Source organism: Sphingobacterium sp. UBA3549, assembly GCF_002376635.1.
Classification (GTDB): domain Bacteria; phylum Bacteroidota; class Bacteroidia; order Sphingobacteriales; family Sphingobacteriaceae; genus Sphingobacterium.
The window spans coordinates 344,123-359,348 of record NZ_DFOE01000028.1 but is presented as its reverse complement, the minus strand read 5'-3'; the positions used below and the strand labels follow the sequence as shown (position 1 = coordinate 359,348).

At 39.4% G+C, this 15,226-nt stretch carries 12 protein-coding genes; 6 read left to right on the top strand and 6 right to left on the bottom strand.

The window, feature by feature from the left end; genetic code table 11:
• Positions 1–59: 59 nt before the first annotated feature.
• Together B2W36_RS14960 and B2W36_RS14955 are read left to right on the top strand one after the other, a co-directional pair.
• The gene (locus B2W36_RS14960) at positions 60–4,568 is read left to right on the top strand and encodes an AAA domain-containing protein (protein WP_293888446.1); all 4,509 of its coding nucleotides are present in this window, start codon (positions 60–62) and stop codon (positions 4,566–4,568) included.
• Between the two features lie 688 nt (positions 4,569–5,256).
• Entirely contained in the window at positions 5,257–6,033 is a 777-nt protein-coding gene (locus tag B2W36_RS14955; protein WP_293888444.1) for an alpha/beta hydrolase, read from the top strand.
• 102 nt (positions 6,034–6,135) lie between these two features.
• Here B2W36_RS14955 and B2W36_RS14950 read toward each other — a convergent pair whose 3' ends face one another.
• The 5 genes from B2W36_RS14950 to B2W36_RS14930 all read right to left on the bottom strand — a co-directional run bounded on the left by B2W36_RS14950 (position 6,136) and on the right by B2W36_RS14930 (position 10,386).
• The gene (locus tag B2W36_RS14950; protein WP_293888442.1) at positions 6,136–7,203 is read right to left on the bottom strand and encodes a DNA polymerase beta superfamily protein; all 1,068 of its coding nucleotides are present in this window, start codon (positions 7,201–7,203) and stop codon (positions 6,136–6,138) included.
• Positions 7,200–7,946, bottom strand: a complete 747-nt coding sequence (locus tag B2W36_RS14945; protein WP_293880687.1) for a nucleotidyltransferase domain-containing protein — start codon at positions 7,944–7,946, stop codon at positions 7,200–7,202. The genes B2W36_RS14950 and B2W36_RS14945 overlap by 4 nt, the downstream gene beginning before the upstream one ends.
• Before the next feature lie 284 nt (positions 7,947–8,230).
• Positions 8,231–8,611 (bottom strand): hypothetical protein, encoded by a 381-nt coding sequence (locus tag B2W36_RS14940; RefSeq protein ID WP_293888440.1) that lies wholly within the window; start codon positions 8,609–8,611, stop codon positions 8,231–8,233.
• A 17-nt stretch (positions 8,612–8,628) separates the two neighbouring features.
• The gene (locus B2W36_RS14935) at positions 8,629–8,790 is read right to left on the bottom strand and encodes a hypothetical protein (protein ID WP_293888438.1); all 162 of its coding nucleotides are present in this window, start codon (positions 8,788–8,790) and stop codon (positions 8,629–8,631) included.
• A gap of 243 nt (positions 8,791–9,033) precedes the next feature.
• Positions 9,034–10,386 carry a DUF3472 domain-containing protein gene (locus B2W36_RS14930; protein WP_293888436.1) on the bottom strand — a complete coding sequence of 451 codons (1,353 nt, stop codon included), beginning with the start codon at positions 10,384–10,386 and terminating at the stop codon, positions 9,034–9,036.
• Between the two features lie 373 nt (positions 10,387–10,759).
• On the opposite strand from B2W36_RS14930, the gene B2W36_RS14925 reads away from it, so the two are divergent.
• From B2W36_RS14925 to B2W36_RS14910, 4 genes are all read left to right on the top strand, one after another.
• Positions 10,760–11,350, top strand: coding sequence for a Crp/Fnr family transcriptional regulator (locus tag B2W36_RS14925; RefSeq protein ID WP_293888434.1), 591 nt, complete (start codon positions 10,760–10,762; stop codon positions 11,348–11,350).
• A gap of 67 nt (positions 11,351–11,417) precedes the next feature.
• Positions 11,418–12,077, top strand: coding sequence for a hypothetical protein (locus B2W36_RS14920; protein WP_293888432.1), 660 nt, complete (start codon positions 11,418–11,420; stop codon positions 12,075–12,077).
• 141 nt (positions 12,078–12,218) lie between these two features.
• Positions 12,219–12,455, top strand: coding sequence for a hypothetical protein (locus tag B2W36_RS14915; RefSeq protein ID WP_293888430.1), 237 nt, complete (start codon positions 12,219–12,221; stop codon positions 12,453–12,455).
• Positions 12,456–13,002: 547 nt separating this feature from the next.
• The gene (locus tag B2W36_RS14910) at positions 13,003–14,019 is read left to right on the top strand and encodes a LacI family DNA-binding transcriptional regulator (RefSeq protein ID WP_293888428.1); all 1,017 of its coding nucleotides are present in this window, start codon (positions 13,003–13,005) and stop codon (positions 14,017–14,019) included.
• A gap of 6 nt (positions 14,020–14,025) precedes the next feature.
• Here B2W36_RS14910 and nagA read toward each other — a convergent pair whose 3' ends face one another.
• The gene (nagA, locus tag B2W36_RS14905; RefSeq protein WP_293888426.1) at positions 14,026–15,225 is read right to left on the bottom strand and encodes an N-acetylglucosamine-6-phosphate deacetylase; all 1,200 of its coding nucleotides are present in this window, start codon (positions 15,223–15,225) and stop codon (positions 14,026–14,028) included.
• Position 15,226 lies beyond the last annotated feature (1 nt).

Below are 15,226 nucleotides of genomic sequence, written 5' to 3'. Positions count from 1 at the left end.
ATTCCATTGCTGATTATACCGAATATTTGTATATTAGGATAAATACAAATATTACAGTTATGTCATCCAAGATTTTCCTGCAATCATTACAGAGTAAATTAAAAGGCGGCAACGCGCGCTCTATTCATTTAAATGCATTGCCAGGGCGATTGGCCACCCGGTTAGACCTCCAGCAGCTTGACCTCATCGAGGATGGCCTCGCCAAATTATTTTTGGATACGTTGTTGACCAAAGCACACGTTGAATTTAAGATTTCATTTGATACAATAGACCTTAATGAAAAAGATGCGGAAACTCAAAAGAAACTGACCTTAATTTCTAAACGACTGAACTCGATTATCATAGAAAATGAAGATTATTTTAAAGAACATGGGATGAAGACCCTCGGGTTCGGCTATCCTATTCTTATAAAAAGATCTTCAAAAGACCCCTCGAAAATCATAAAAGCCCCATTATTCATTTGGCAACTAGAGGCCGTTAAATCTAAAAACAAAGTCAATGAATGGTCGTTTTTGCGAAATAAAGTGGTTCAATCAAATGGTAAAATAGTGGATTCAGATATTCACCCGATTAGTATCAACGAGGTGCTCCTTTCTTTTATCAAAAGCGAAGATGACATTACTCTCCCCAATCTTGCTAATGAAGCCTTAGAAGACGCACTGATTGATAGCAACGAATTAGTGAACGCTTGTGCTGAAGTACTGGAAGCACTAAATGCGAATAGTAAAGAGCAGATACTCGAGGTGCTACGAAAAAACTTTGAAACAGCCATTAACGTATTACCCGAAGCATCCCAGATAGATGCTATCGCCAATAACAAAGCTTACATTCATTTTGGTGGTATTTTTGGTTTGTTCAGAGCGCAAAAAGAAAGTATTATCACCGACATTTCCCGCTTATTAGATCGCTTCGATGCCTTTGAATTTGATGAGCTTAAAGTAGAAAATCTATCGACTACACCTTTCAGTGCCGTAGATACCGATCCAAGCCAACAGGCCATAATAAGTGCTCTCGGAAATGAACCGAATCAAATAATTCAAGGCCCTCCAGGGACGGGAAAAAGTCAATCATTAACTGCACTGATTACAAATGCACTTGCCAATGGACTAAAGTGTCTGGTCGTCTGCGAAAAGAAAACAGCGCTTGATGTGATTAAAGCAAATATCGAACGTACGAATACTCAGATCGGCGCTCTTGTAGGTGTAATTGATGACGTAAACGATGCCCGTGAAGCAATCGTAGATTCTGTCAGAGACCGTCAGATCGGAGTTCCGTTTTACATCTCAGTAAAGCAAGCCCAAAACCAATATGATACGATAAAGTCAAAACTCAAGGAATCAGCTGAACGTATCAACGCACAGCATGCTGCCTTAGCTGAAACGGTCTACGGCGATAAAAGTTGGCCGCAGATCGTCGGACGGTATTTGGCTTTATTAAAAAACTTTAATCAGGTACCGCTCAAAAATATTATACCGAAAGAGGACTTTGATTTCGCTCAGGATCATACAGAACTGGAAAGGACACTGGTTGTTTTAAAGCATAGCCATAATTTATTTAAGCAATCGCATCAGGTCCATTCCATATTTAGACCACTATCAGACGCTCTATTTTTAGACCAACAGGTTGGACCATCGCGTGTAAGAATTGAAGATGTTATTGCATACGCTCATAAACAGCTACCAACTATTGAGCAGGTTATTACTGAACTTCAAGTAATTGGAAAGCAGTGGGCTGATGATTTTTTGAGCGGCATCCCCGCAATAATGCAGCAGGATTTTAAGCCCTTTTTAGCATTTTGTATTGGAGATTCAGTGAAGGAAAAGGAATTACCATCTACTTTTCCTCAGGAACAGCGAATCAATGAAATTGTCGTAGGATTACAATCTGTCCGGATTAAAGCAATACAATTTTTCAAGCAATATGATGATGCTTTACAACAACATTACAGCAGCTATTATTCATCGCTAAGCCATGCACTATCAACTTATCTTGGCTACGCTGAGTCAAGCATTGCGCAATATGGTAGTAACTTATTAAATAATAGTAGCGGCGCGAAATTTAAAACAAGTTTGTTGAGTATATTCTCGGGAAAGCACAAGCAGATAAAACAAACAAGAATTGAATTAAAGAATCGCATCGCGCAGGTAAGATCATTCCATGTTCAAAAAAATTATATTGAACATCAATATAACGACCATTTGGAAACGACTGATTTATCCATTTATCTCAACAATATTGAGGAACTACGACAAAAGGCAGCGAATTGGAAAGAAGAATATCCTTATACGATAGATAGCTATTTGGCTAATATTAATGATCATCGTTTTCATGCTGAACTGAGTGAACTAAAAGCGCAAGTAGCTCCCCTACTTCAAAAATTGGATAGTATAGAGCAAATGCTAATCGCTGATTACAATATCGTTCCAACGACTCCAGTTACTGATATCAACGGCTTGATTGAGGCAGTACCCTATCTAATTGAGAGAGTTACTTTTCAATTAAGGCATTTTAATCATTTTCGTGACTATTACGCGGCACGAGCTGATGCCTATCGGAGTCTACAAAACTCGATTGACGATATTGAGAGTAACCAGTTAACGGGAAATATAACAAATGGAGTATTTCTGCCGTATACGAGTCTTCAGGCTGCACAGGACCTATGTCATACGATTAAGCATACCTTTACAATGTTCAATGAACATATGAGTGATTTCCGTAGCTATCATGAGTGGAAATCATTTTTCCTTTCAGTGGACGAAGTGCAACAAAAGCTTGTTACCCGAATCAGCATTCATCTTAAAGACCATTGGGCTGATGCTTTTGAATGCTGGTATTTGTATTGGATACTCACCACAAATGAACCACAGGAATTGCCAAAAAGCGATTATCAACTACAACAATATCAGCAGCAAAAACAAGAGTTTAATAATGCGCAGCTGAATAGCATTATTGCTTTGTGGACGGAAAAACAGGCTGACGCTGTAGGAAAGTTCAAATCCAGAGGACAAAACATAAATAGTTTGTTTAACAAAAAGGGAGCTAAGGGAATGCGTCGCAATTCACTACGCACCATTGTGAATAGAGAATTTGAACTATTTACTGATTTCTTTCCTGTACTATTGGTCAATCCTTCGGTCTGCAGCTCGATACTGCCGCTACAGGAAGGAATTTTTGATGTGGTCATATTTGATGAGGCCAGTCAGCTGCGTCTCGAAGATACGTACGCGGCTCTGATCCGAGGGAAGGCTAAAATTGTATCCGGTGATAAGCACCAGATGGCTCCCTCCTCTTACTTCGAGGGAAGTGGAGCGCTGCTTGACCCGATTGATGATGAGACAGAAGACTCCGAAGATGAATTTTCAGATCGGACTGCGCTACAAGCTGCTCAGCTTAACCTTGCGGATAGCGAATCCTTACTCGCTTATGCTGTAGACAAGGGGTTCGTTGAATCTTATCTAAAAGTTCATTACCGCTCTAAACACCCTTATCTTATCGACTTCTCCAACCATGCGTTTTACGGAAATAGATTAATGCCGGTTCCGGCAAAGGAGCACTACACTCCTATAGAATACTTACAGATTGATGGATTGTATGAAGGGCAAGTAAATAAGCAAGAGGCGCTGAAAGTGGTCGAATTGTTACAACAGATCATGAAGGATGCCAAAGATAGTATTCCAAGCGTGGGTGTTGCTACGTTCAATATTTATCAACGCAACTTAATCCTTGAGGAACTGAGTGCAGTTCGTCAGCATGACCCTGTATTCGACAGTTTAATGGCGCAGGCGGGAGATTCATTTTTTGTTAAAAATCTCGAAAACATTCAGGGCGACGAACGGGATATTATCATTCTCTCAACGACATTTGGGCGAAAAGCCGACGGCTCCTTTAGTCAAAACTTTGGTCCGATTATACAGGGCAAGGGACATCGCATGTTGAATGTAATCATTACTCGAGCGCGGTTTAAAGTATATGTATGTACTTCTTTCCCGCAGGAGTATGTTGGTCAGTACCCAAATCTTATCCAGCAGAATGGCAATAAAGGACGTGGTATTATGTACGCTTACTTTACTTATGCGAAAGCGGTAAGTGAAGGGAATGACGACTTGCGGAAGGGCATTCTTGAATTATTGAGTCAGTACTGTTCAGATAAACTGTATGAACCCGCGGAATTTAGCTTAGGGTCTGAGTCTCCGTTTGAAGACGAAATATTTGAACAACTTGCACAGCATATTGGCGCAGATCGCTTAGAACAGCAGCATTCAGTAGGCGGTTTTAGGATTGATATCGTTGTAAAATCTAAAATAAGCAACAAACCACGAATCGCAATAGAGTGTGACGGCGCAAAATACCATAACAGTCCGGAAGCTTACGCCTGGGACAACTTCCGCCAGGAGCAACTTGAAAGATATGGATTTATATTCCATAGGATATGGTCCATTAAATGGTGGGATGATACCAACGGAGAGTTAGAGCGACTAATTGATTTTATCCGTCAACAGGATCAGGAAGAGGCAAATTTAGGTAACCATGTGCATATCGCAACGAAAATCAATATAAGTGATAATTAGCCACCAGGTTTCGATAGTAAGACAATTGCTATTTCACAAAGCTTTTTTGTAGATTTTTGGAAATAATACATAAGCAATTATAATTACTGAGGCATTGTCCGGCCCTAAAATGTAAGGAGCTACCACAGCATTAGCTTCATGCCACTTTTATGGTTCAAACACTGCGTAATTACTATTGACAAAACTATTGATATTTTTGCATCATACGTTTAAAAAATTGTCCAGGAGTCTGTCATTGAGCCTTCAAGCCGATATGCCAACGATCGGCTTCGATGAAACTTCCATTGAAATGGGAGTTCCAAGATGGCAAGATCGAAAGAAGAATGCCTAAGTATAGAAATCAAAGAGAAACTCGATATCGATATATCTATCAGGATTGTTTCGAGAACTTCTATCATCTTATTTTGGAGAGGAAAATTAAATTGCTAATGCAACAAGCTTAAAAACCATATATTCAATGGCATCAATGCCTTATTTCTAATCTTTTGTATTTGAAATGCGATTATTAACGATAAAGCTGAATATCAGTGTATGATAATTTAGTAACTTTTTGTAATTTAAATATAAGAATCGTAAAATCGATAAGATGGTTATAACACGAATTGTAAGGAAAGTAGCTTTTAAGAGTATATGTCTATTTTTTAATTTAATGCTTTTGCAAACCTTTAGCAGCGCACAAAATAAGGTCGTGTTATCAAACCAAGATTGGAAAAATCTACTGGCTGATCAATTATTCCCTGGTAAAAAGACTGATAGTTTAATGTTTCATTTTGATATTCCATTTGAAGAAAAGTTCATCTTTGTAAATGATAGCACAGCTTTACATGGCTTAATATTTAAAGCAAAGAAGGCCAAGGGACTTATATTCTATCTACATGGAAGTAATAATGCTTTGGATACATGGGGTAAAATTGCATCTATATACACGGAAAATGGATATGATATCTTTATGCTTGACTATCGGGGTTATGGGAAGAGTCAAGGTAAAGTAATAGATGAGAATACTCTTTACCAAGACATTCAAATTGTTTATGATAATTTAAAGGATATTTACCCTGAAAATAGGATCATAGTTTTAGGCCAATCAATGGGCACGGCGCTTGCTTCCTATACAGCCGCCAGTAACCATCCAGCTCTACTAATCCTTCAAGCTCCATATTACAACTTTAAAGACTGGACAAACAATATCGCGCCTGAATTGGATACTTCCAATATCCCGTATAGTTTCGACAACGCTTCCTTTTTGATGAAGGTAAAATGCCCTGTGATTGTATTTCATGGAAACAAAGACACAGCTGTTTATTACGGCTCGTCTGTTAAACTCTCCAAGCTATTAAAAGCCTCAGATCGATTTATCACACTGCAAAATGAAGCGCACAGTGACTTTTCGAAAAATAAGTCCTACCTGAGCTCAATTGCTTCGATTTTAAAAAGTATCGGACCACTTAAAGCGATGGACTTATAGAGGAAATTACAAGATCATATTGTTAATTGGCTTTGAGCTTCGATCTAATTCAAATTTTGTAAGCTTGTTTGGCATAACAGAGTAGATCCTTGGGCATGATGATTAAAGTTTAATCTGATACAGACCCTTACGCATGTCTACCAATTGCTGACGTAGCTTAATCTGATCTGGCACTGCCGGAAGTGAACTGCGCAAGCAAAGTTCTTGAACTTCCTGAAAGAGCTTTTGCGACCAGACAAAAAGATCATCATAGCTATGAGCCCCCTCCTTGATACGCAGGAGCTCTTCCCTATTAGGACGTTGTATCTGTAGTTCACTTTTGGAAAAAATCTCTTTTGCCTGTTGCAATAGACGGATGGTGTGCATCATATTTTTGGCATCATAGCCATGACCGTGGGTCATTGTTCCTTCAAAGCGCGCCTCATTGCGTGCCGACACCCAGCTAAAATATTCGTTATAGGCCTTGCAATAAGATGAATAAGCTTCGTGATTAACAAATAGGTACGCACAAAGTATTTCTTCCCTGGGGATAGAACTGTAGGAAACCTCATTACTCTCCATTGTAGCAACGATACCTTTGTAATCCAAATTCTGGGCCTGATCATAATACAGAGCATACATACCCTTTGTATGTTCGATCTTTGTTAAACCACAGTTTTCCTCTCTCCAATGCCGCTTACTTAACCAATCTCTTAACGGTAAACTACTATGACCAGCTATGATAAAGCAGAAATCCAGTAAACTTTTACGTTCACGATCCATTGCATTGTTGATTTTTTTATTCAATCCTTTTGCCTTTCTCACCTGTACCATGGCGTATTGCGCAAAAGTCATAGCGGCCTCTCGCGTAATAAAATCCTGCATTTTAAATTTATCCATGATTGGATCTTGGTATACGATGCAGTCGGCCGGACTAGCCAATAGCTCCAATACAGTCGGGTTGCTCTTTGACAGGAGCTCTACAAAGCGCCCTAGCTCATAGTAAACCTCATCATTACTGGCATTAGCCACTTGGGCAATGTATGTACCGCTCAAGTAATATTCCAGTGGCAGATAAAATATACCCCTGATATCGGTATCGGAAGATGCTGTGGCCAATCCATATGCCCGGCTGCCGACAACAGCTTCAAACAGGATCAGCCCGTTCTTTCGAAGTTCGTCTATAGTCATCTTAATATAGTTTTAAAGTAATTCTCCAATCCTTCCTTATCCAATACGGATATCGGAAGCTGCTTTACCTGATGCTCTAAATGTATTAACTTTGTGTTGATACAACTCCTTATGTTCGCTGAACAGCTATATATAAACGCTTCATCGACTTGGCTTTTCAATTCCTGCAATCCCATTACTTCAACTTTAAGATCATCAGGCAATAATACGGATAGTTCGGCCAATGTCATGGGTGCATAATTACGATAGGTCACACTCCAATCTGCGGCAAGTAAAGATCTTAGGATGTAAAATAAGCTTTTGAGCTTTATTGTTGCGCTTTGCAGATCTTCTATCCTACTACGGACAATCCCCAAATAATGATGGGCATGCCTCCGTGCGTCAAAATAACTTTCCATCATTGTCATAAAACTTGTTTTGAATCCGGTGAACTCGTGATAGACCACTGGTGACTGGATCCATTCGAATGGACTGACATTACTCTTATACAGTAATGTCAACACTTTGAACAGATCCCAGCCTGCGATATCAAGGTCATCGGTTATCGGAAACCGCATTTCGGTAGGCAGCTGAAACAAACGGATATAGTCCTCCTCTTTTCTCACATAAATAAACCGAACATCGTAATCACTGTCCATTGACGGAAATCCCCAACCTCGACTTCCTGATTCACAGGCAAAAACTATTCGTACTCCTTCGTTCGCCTCTATCTCCATGAGCTTCTTAATGATAAGTGCTTTCATTTCTTCGTGCTTTTTATTTTTATTAACACAAAGGTCGACTGCAATACTGAAGCCCTCTTGCGCATTAGAAAAAGAGTATAAAAAATAAAATATATCGCTTATTATCAGATAGATAATTTTATTAAAAAAATGAAGTTTATACAGAAATATAAAAGTACGCAGTTTGGTTGCGTAGGATAACGGTGATCAAAAGCTTATCCACTATAATTCTGTCGAGCGTCCTCAGAAAGATCTATTCTGCATAGTTAACAACTAAAATCGGAGTATCGGTCGATATTTTTATGTTAGACTCTTTCATCGGGCAATTTGTTTTTATTTTCCTTTAGCCCTTTGTGTTCGATCTGCTTTAAAAACTCTACATTGACGTCCGCTAATTCTGCAATTTCCGAAATCGAAAACTTATTCAGACACAAAAGGTTTTTTATTACTTCCGCCTTTCCCTTAGTCTCCCCCTCTGCTCTTCCCTCTGCCACTGCCTTTTCGCGCCCTCGTTTCAGGAGCTCCTCCTGACTACTTCGGATGCTCTCCGCATCCCATTTATTCCTTAAACTTGCGTTGTACATTTCTCGTTCCTCGGGCTTTAGTTTGCTATACTCTGCTAAATGAAATAATTTTTTAAAAATAGGCTTCCCTAAGTAAGTAGAAAGTCCATTTAGCGAAGACATTTTACTTGTTATGCCATTCAGGTTCGCTTGGAGTAGGGACGGACGGTATTGTATAACCAGATATTGCCAACTGTACTCTTTTCCTTCCCTAAGTATGCATAGCATACCTTATCGGCATCTTCGATATATACCGTGAATTCTAGTCTATCGTTTGATACAACTTTCGTTAAACTTACCATTGGATGTTGATTTAAAAACAATGAAGTCTGCATCGTAGCACTCCCCAATGGCCACAATATTTCCTAACCGAAAGCTTCATAACGGAGCTTTCCATCAAAGTGGTACAGGATAAGACTAAGATAAGATTTATGGCAAAGGGACGGCTTAGCATACAAGAAAATTAAAAGGAACGATACTCTTTAATGAAGTATTGTCCCTTTTAATAGATGTAAATTATGAATAATCTACTGTAAATATGTCTGTTAAGGTAGTGTTGTTAAATTTATTGAAGGTGCTGTGCCATAACCTGGCAGTGTAAACTTCGTTCCGGGATTTACGACAGTATTGAAAAAACCGCCATTTTTGAGGAAGAAGCTGTTTCCGGTTATTCCGCCAATAGCGTCTATACGCTGATTGTTTGAATAGGTCGCATCAACATTAAAGGTACTTTCCACAACTTTCAGCCAAGTTCCAGTAGATGTACGAACCCATTGATTGCTATATTCTGCAGAACGGCTAAGGAAGCCATTGTTGGCATTGAAATTTTCGAGGAAACTATGAAAGCCTGTTAAATAAGTATTTATTTTAGGACGTTTCCAGCTTGCAATTAGTATCCAATTATTGGTCGACGGATCATTAAACCATGCCGTAAAGTCAGTACTTCCACTGTTATCAGGTTCTCCCTTCAATAAAAATTTATATGTTGTGGCGGCAGTCCAATTATACTTGAGATAACTTTGTCCACCAGAACCTTCGCCACCAAACTCACCTGTAGTCGTATTTGCCGCTTTTCTATTTAATGTGATGCGGTCCTCTGCTGGTATTTGGGATGGATCATCGGTGCTATATGGACTCCAAACAGAAAACAGTATTCTGCGTTCTGTCGCTGAATTGACCTGCATACCGAAATACCCTTGATCGAAGCCATTTGCCATAAAGTAAGATCCTATTTTATCTTCTCCAACAGGCACTTTCACCTCGCTATAATAATAGGATACTTGCTGATTCGTTGGAATGGTATAATTCAAATGTCCGGATGGGCCCCGCCGCGACCAATTGTAGGTATTATCTACATTGTTATCACTATAGATTACCGTGCCATTTGTCGCAGAACTATCTAGAATCAAGTGTGATACATATGCAAAATAACCGCCTGACTTGGTTACGCCTTGAAGATCCATTTTTACATATCCCGCGGTATTTAGTGAATAGGTACCGACCGTGTAATCTTTTAATGCTGCACCTTTAAGTTTGATTTGTTTGCTTATACCATTAATTGTTAATTTCACTGTACTACTATCGCCTGAAGATAACACTTTAGCTCTTATTTTAACACGTAAAGCGCCCGCTTGAGGAACCTTAGCATAGGTACTGATTACGCTATTCACATTGTTCCAGTTTGCCAATCCGTTGCTATTGATGACTTCCGCTGCACCGGAAGGTGCAGAAGTGACAAATCCATTGCCACCTAAGGGAACTTCGTATCCGCTTAAACCCGGGGAAGCAGCACGTAGCGATAATTTCTCTTCTAAATTGGTTTGTAAATCGCTTTTTTGGCAAGAAAGAAAGCTTGCCAATACTGCACTGAGCAGTAGTGTAACTTTGGGATATCTCATAATTTAAATTTAATTGTTCTTTCTAATTTTATAAATACAATTAAATAAAACAAAAAATACACAATGCAATCGTTTGTGCAAAATACTTTTGTAACAAATGAGATAATTTACGCGATAGATATCCTTCATTTATGAACTGTCTTTAGGCAATTAAAATTATTAGTGCATAAAAATTTCTTTTATAGAAAAAATGATAAATTACAAAATAGAATGACCAACCTCACTAGTAATATTTGAAAACCTCACTGACAACACAATACAAATCCGCCATTAAGAAAGTAAAGGGAGCCTTATTGAACCATTTATCGATGTTTACATCATTTCGGAAAAACAATCGTAAATTAAATAAAACAATGGCATTGAGCTATATAGTATGATGACTAACTTTTCCAATCATAATCCACCGGATTTTGTACAATTCGTACAATTTCACTTTAATATGAATAATGACGCATCGCTTGATTTTAAATCAAAAATCGCCTCAAAATCCTTTAAAAAAGGAGACAAAATTGTCAAAAGAGGAAGAATTTGCGATAAAATATTCTTTCTGGAATCTGGTCTTGTAAAAACTCTGTTTACTTCAGACAGCAGGGAGTATATCATGCGTTTTTTCTCGGAAACAAATATCTTTTCAGTTTTGGATAGTTTTATAGAACAAAAGCCTTCTAATTACGAAATTGTTGCACTCGAACATACCGTAGTAAGTTACATATCTTATAAAGACCTACAATTATTATGTGTCAGATATCATGAGATAGAAACTTTCTACCGTAAACTTCTTTCGACGGCCGTTATCGACATGATGACCCGCATAGGCCGCTCGCTTGAGGAAACGGGAATCGTCGCATACAACAAATTCCTAAAAAATCAGGGATATCTCCTTCAACGGATCAGTTTAGCAGATTTAGCATCATATCTCGGTATCACGCAAGTTTCTTTGAGCAGAATCCGTGGCAAGAATTAGCGATTTTATCATTTGATAAATACTGCCTGTAAACACATATGTAATTTAGTAAAAAATTCATTCTGTTATGATGCAAACATTATTTTTCAGTCGAAAGCTCAACGTTACTATCGTACTCATTACTACGATTCTTGCAACCTTATTAGGCTATTTTTCAATCGGTTTACCACCGGTAGTTATCGTGGGCGGCTCGGCCTTCATTGCTTTTATCTGCTGGTATAAAACCTACTTGAGCCATCCTACTGATCCATCATTGATATTGCCTCTTTTTGTCCTTACTGTAGCTGCCCTGCAGGTACATATTATTGAAGAATATCAGACAGGATTTGCGCCTTCCATGAGCAGACTATTTGGGATTCCCTGGAGTGAAAAGAAATTCCTCCTCATATTTGCGCTCGTTGGGCCAACAATCTATACACTAACTACATTGGGCTTATATTACAGAATTCCTATGGCAGGATTTGTTGCGTGGTTTATTTTTATCGGTCCAGGTGTAGCTGAATTTACACACTTCATTTTTCCGCTAATAAGACCTGAGATTCTACCTAATGATCCCCATATTATTACTGATTCAGTATCGGGAGCCGTTATTGAAAATATGCCCAACTACTATTTTAAAACAACCGGTAACTATTATTTTCCTGGAATGTGGACAGCAATTTTACCAATGATACCGGGATGCATTTCAATTTACAAACTATTTGTCATAAAGAATAAAAATCCTTAATTCGGTTAATAAAGCAATTTCAAAGCAATGTGGATTCTTATAAAGATCAGACCGGAAATGAAGTGAGAAAGAAAAATAATAGATATTTTCAAACTATTTTATTTTGAAAGTAGTTCACTAATAAACTAAACTATAAAAACTATGGCACTTACAACAGGAAATGAAGACAAAGTAACGAAAGAGGTCGAAACACAAACATCTAAAATTCCCTCTATTGTATTTTTAGCAGCTTCGTTAGCAGCAATGGGAATTTCAGCAGCTTTAAAATGTTGCAAAACTAAAAATGATAATACGGCACTATTCGTTGGTCAATGGGCGGCACCATTTTTACTATTGGGTATTTACAATAAGATAGTTAAAACCGAAGGACACGATTAAGATTAATAAGTTTTATTGTAATGTTTTATTTTCTTGGCTGGTCAGTATGATCAGCCTTTTTTTATACCTTTTTCAACAAGCTATCATTATATTGGTGCTGATTACACTAAAGAACTAAACAATTTTAGCGACATCTTCAAAGTTTACAAAAATGTAGTTCTTGAGGAAGAAACTTATAGCGAAATGAAAGCAATCTGAAAAGGGTGTTAACGAAACATAAACTCACGAAATGTCCGAATTGGGATAGAACTTTCATTGTAAAAAAATTATACGTTTATTCCGGTTATAAGTTAAATACTATATTGATGAAGACGCATTCGGTCCTAATTATTTAAACTTTGGAATAAGATCTAAATTATGATAGCATTTGGAGTGGAAGTTATCGGCATCGTATGGGTAGTCGATGCTTATATTTCAGCTACTTAAATGATTACATAGCCGCAAAATGCATGAATTAGTGACATTTATGGTAGTAAAACACATTAAAACGGGCAATTTTCGATAGTTTTTAGTATTTTGTATCGCAATTCTTTAACTCTATCTAAATATGAAGAATCCTTTAGGCATCAAGGATATCGCTAAGATGCTCCAAATTTCGGTATCGACAGTTTCGCGGGCCTTTCGGGATACCCACGATGTCAATCCCGAAACCCGAAAAAAGGTGCTGGCACTCGCCAAGAAATTAAACTTTAAGCCTAATAAAAATGCTTCCGCCTTAGCTTCCGGTTCAACAAACAATATAGGTGTGGTCATTCCCTTTATCACCAATTATTATTTTTCGATGGTGATTTCAGGTATTCAGGAAGAAGCTTATGAACGCGATTATAATGTTATTCTCTACGTCACCAACGATCATGTCGCAAGGGAACAGAACCTATTGGAAAACCTATCAACGAGCAGTCTGGATGGACTTCTTATTTCGATCTCTTCCGATTCATCCACAAACGATCATTTTGAACAATTGATGGCCAAAGGAATGCCAATCGTATTCTTTGACCGTGTACCTAAAGATATAGATGCTTCCAAAGTTGTCCAAGATGATTTTGCAGGAGCCTTACAGGCGACCGAATACCTGATCCGACAAGGCTATACGCGCATTGCTCATATCGCCGGCCCCGAAAATCTGCAATTCACACAGCAGCGGCTAAATGGCTATCTGCAAGCATTGGAACAGCACAATATGATCATCGATCAGCGTCTTATTGTATATTCGGGTTTTTCACAGGCTCACGGCGCCACTGATGCATTGAAGTTACTTGCCCTCCCTGATCGTCCAGATGCGATCTTCGCTGCCAATGACCGCAAAGCCGTTGGTGCCATTCAGACAATCAAGCAGCAGGGGCTCCGTGTAGGCCAGGACATTGGCGTCATCGGATTTACCAATGATCCCATTGCTACTGTGGTAGAACCCAATTTAAGCACAATTGAAGAACCTGCCATGGAGATCGGCAAAAGGAGTTGTGCGCTACTCATCCGTCATATAAAAAATCGGGATTTTGAAATTCAGGATATGATATTGCCGGGAAAATTAATCGAACGGGATTCTACCAAACGATCTTCCTAGATGTCTTTATTTACTGTAACGTAATTCACCGGCAACAAAACTATGATGAATGACCACATCATCATCAAAAAGCACAATATCTGCTTCCATTCCTACAGCTATTGCTCCAATCTTATGATCCAGCCCAAGAAGTCTTGCGGGGTTGACCGTCATCATCTGTACGGCTTCTACCAAACTGACACCTCCCTTGTTGAGCATTGTGCGGACAAGGCGATCTGCAGTAGCCACACTACCTGCAAAAGAAGAACGATCGGTTAGCTTGGCTACTCCTTCCTCGACGATTACTTCGGTTCCATTACGCAAGCTTCCCAACACACTTTTCCCCTCGGGCATACCGGCTGCACGCATCGCGTCAGTAATCAGGATCATTTTGTCCACCCCTTTCACTTTATGAATTAGCCGCAAAAAGGGCTCGGGCAAATGGACACCATCTGCTATAATCTCCACATCGATCTGGTCCAATAGAAAGCAGCTCTCAATAACTCCGGCATAACGATGCGCGTGAACGCGCCTCATGCCGGACATACCAGAGTAGAAATGTGTTGCCAGGCGATATCCAACTTCGACCGCAGGTAATATCTCCTCATACACTGCATCGGTATGTGCCAGAGCCAATAAGATACCATGACTGCGCACAGCCCGTCCAAAGTCCAATGCTCCAGGCAGCTCAGGAGCCGCACTCCATCGACTGATGAGGTGGTGATAACGTTCAAGTATAGGCATGTATTCTTTTGGATCCGGATTACGGATATACTTGGGGTCCTGCGCCCCCCGTTGGTTCATCGCAAAATAGGGCCCTTCGAGATGCAGACCTAAAAATCGGCTCCCTTTGCTATTCTGCTCCCTAGCTGCTTCATAGACGGAGAAAAGTTCCAATAGCTCCTCGCGTTCACTGGTCAAGGTGGTCGGCAGCATGGCAGTGGTACCATAACGTAGATGCGTTTCGGCAACAGTTAAAAATGCAGACACACTGTTATCCATAAAATCAGCGCCGCCACCGCCATGGACATGTATATCAATAAAACCCGGTGCAAGATACAGCCCCCCGGCATCCAGCCATTGGGCAGCTGACCAACCTTCTTCGACAGCTTCTTTTGCCAAATAGCCTTCGCGAATATGCACAATTTTCCCCTCGGCAATCCATACTGTTCCATCCGCGATCACGCGGTAAGGTGTTATAATATTGGTATTTGTTATAATCCACATA

What these genes read in the sequence shown, in the direction of transcription:
- B2W36_RS14960 (WP_293888446.1), top strand. Translation starts at nt 60, where the DNA reads ATGTCATCCAAGATTTTCCTGCAATCATTACAGAGTAAATTAAAAGGC.
- B2W36_RS14950 (WP_293888442.1), bottom strand. Translation starts at nt 7,203, where the DNA reads ATGACTATAGACGAACTTCGAAAGAACGGGCTGATCCTGTTTGAAGCT.
- B2W36_RS14945 (WP_293880687.1), bottom strand. Translation starts at nt 7,946, where the DNA reads ATGAAAGCACTTATCATTAAGAAGCTCATGGAGATAGAGGCGAACGAA.
- B2W36_RS14940 (WP_293888440.1), bottom strand. Translation starts at nt 8,611, where the DNA reads ATGTCTTCGCTAAATGGACTTTCTACTTACTTAGGGAAGCCTATTTTT.
- B2W36_RS14935 (WP_293888438.1), bottom strand. Translation starts at nt 8,790, where the DNA reads ATGGTAAGTTTAACGAAAGTTGTATCAAACGATAGACTAGAATTCACG.
- B2W36_RS14930 (WP_293888436.1), bottom strand. Translation starts at nt 10,386, where the DNA reads ATGAGATATCCCAAAGTTACACTACTGCTCAGTGCAGTATTGGCAAGC.
- B2W36_RS14925 (WP_293888434.1), top strand. Translation starts at nt 10,760, where the DNA reads ATGATGACTAACTTTTCCAATCATAATCCACCGGATTTTGTACAATTC.
- B2W36_RS14920 (WP_293888432.1), top strand. Translation starts at nt 11,418, where the DNA reads ATGATGCAAACATTATTTTTCAGTCGAAAGCTCAACGTTACTATCGTA.
- B2W36_RS14915 (WP_293888430.1), top strand. Translation starts at nt 12,219, where the DNA reads ATGGCACTTACAACAGGAAATGAAGACAAAGTAACGAAAGAGGTCGAA.
- B2W36_RS14910 (WP_293888428.1), top strand. Translation starts at nt 13,003, where the DNA reads ATGAAGAATCCTTTAGGCATCAAGGATATCGCTAAGATGCTCCAAATT.
- nagA (WP_293888426.1), bottom strand. Translation starts at nt 15,225, where the DNA reads ATGTGGATTATAACAAATACCAATATTATAACACCTTACCGCGTGATC.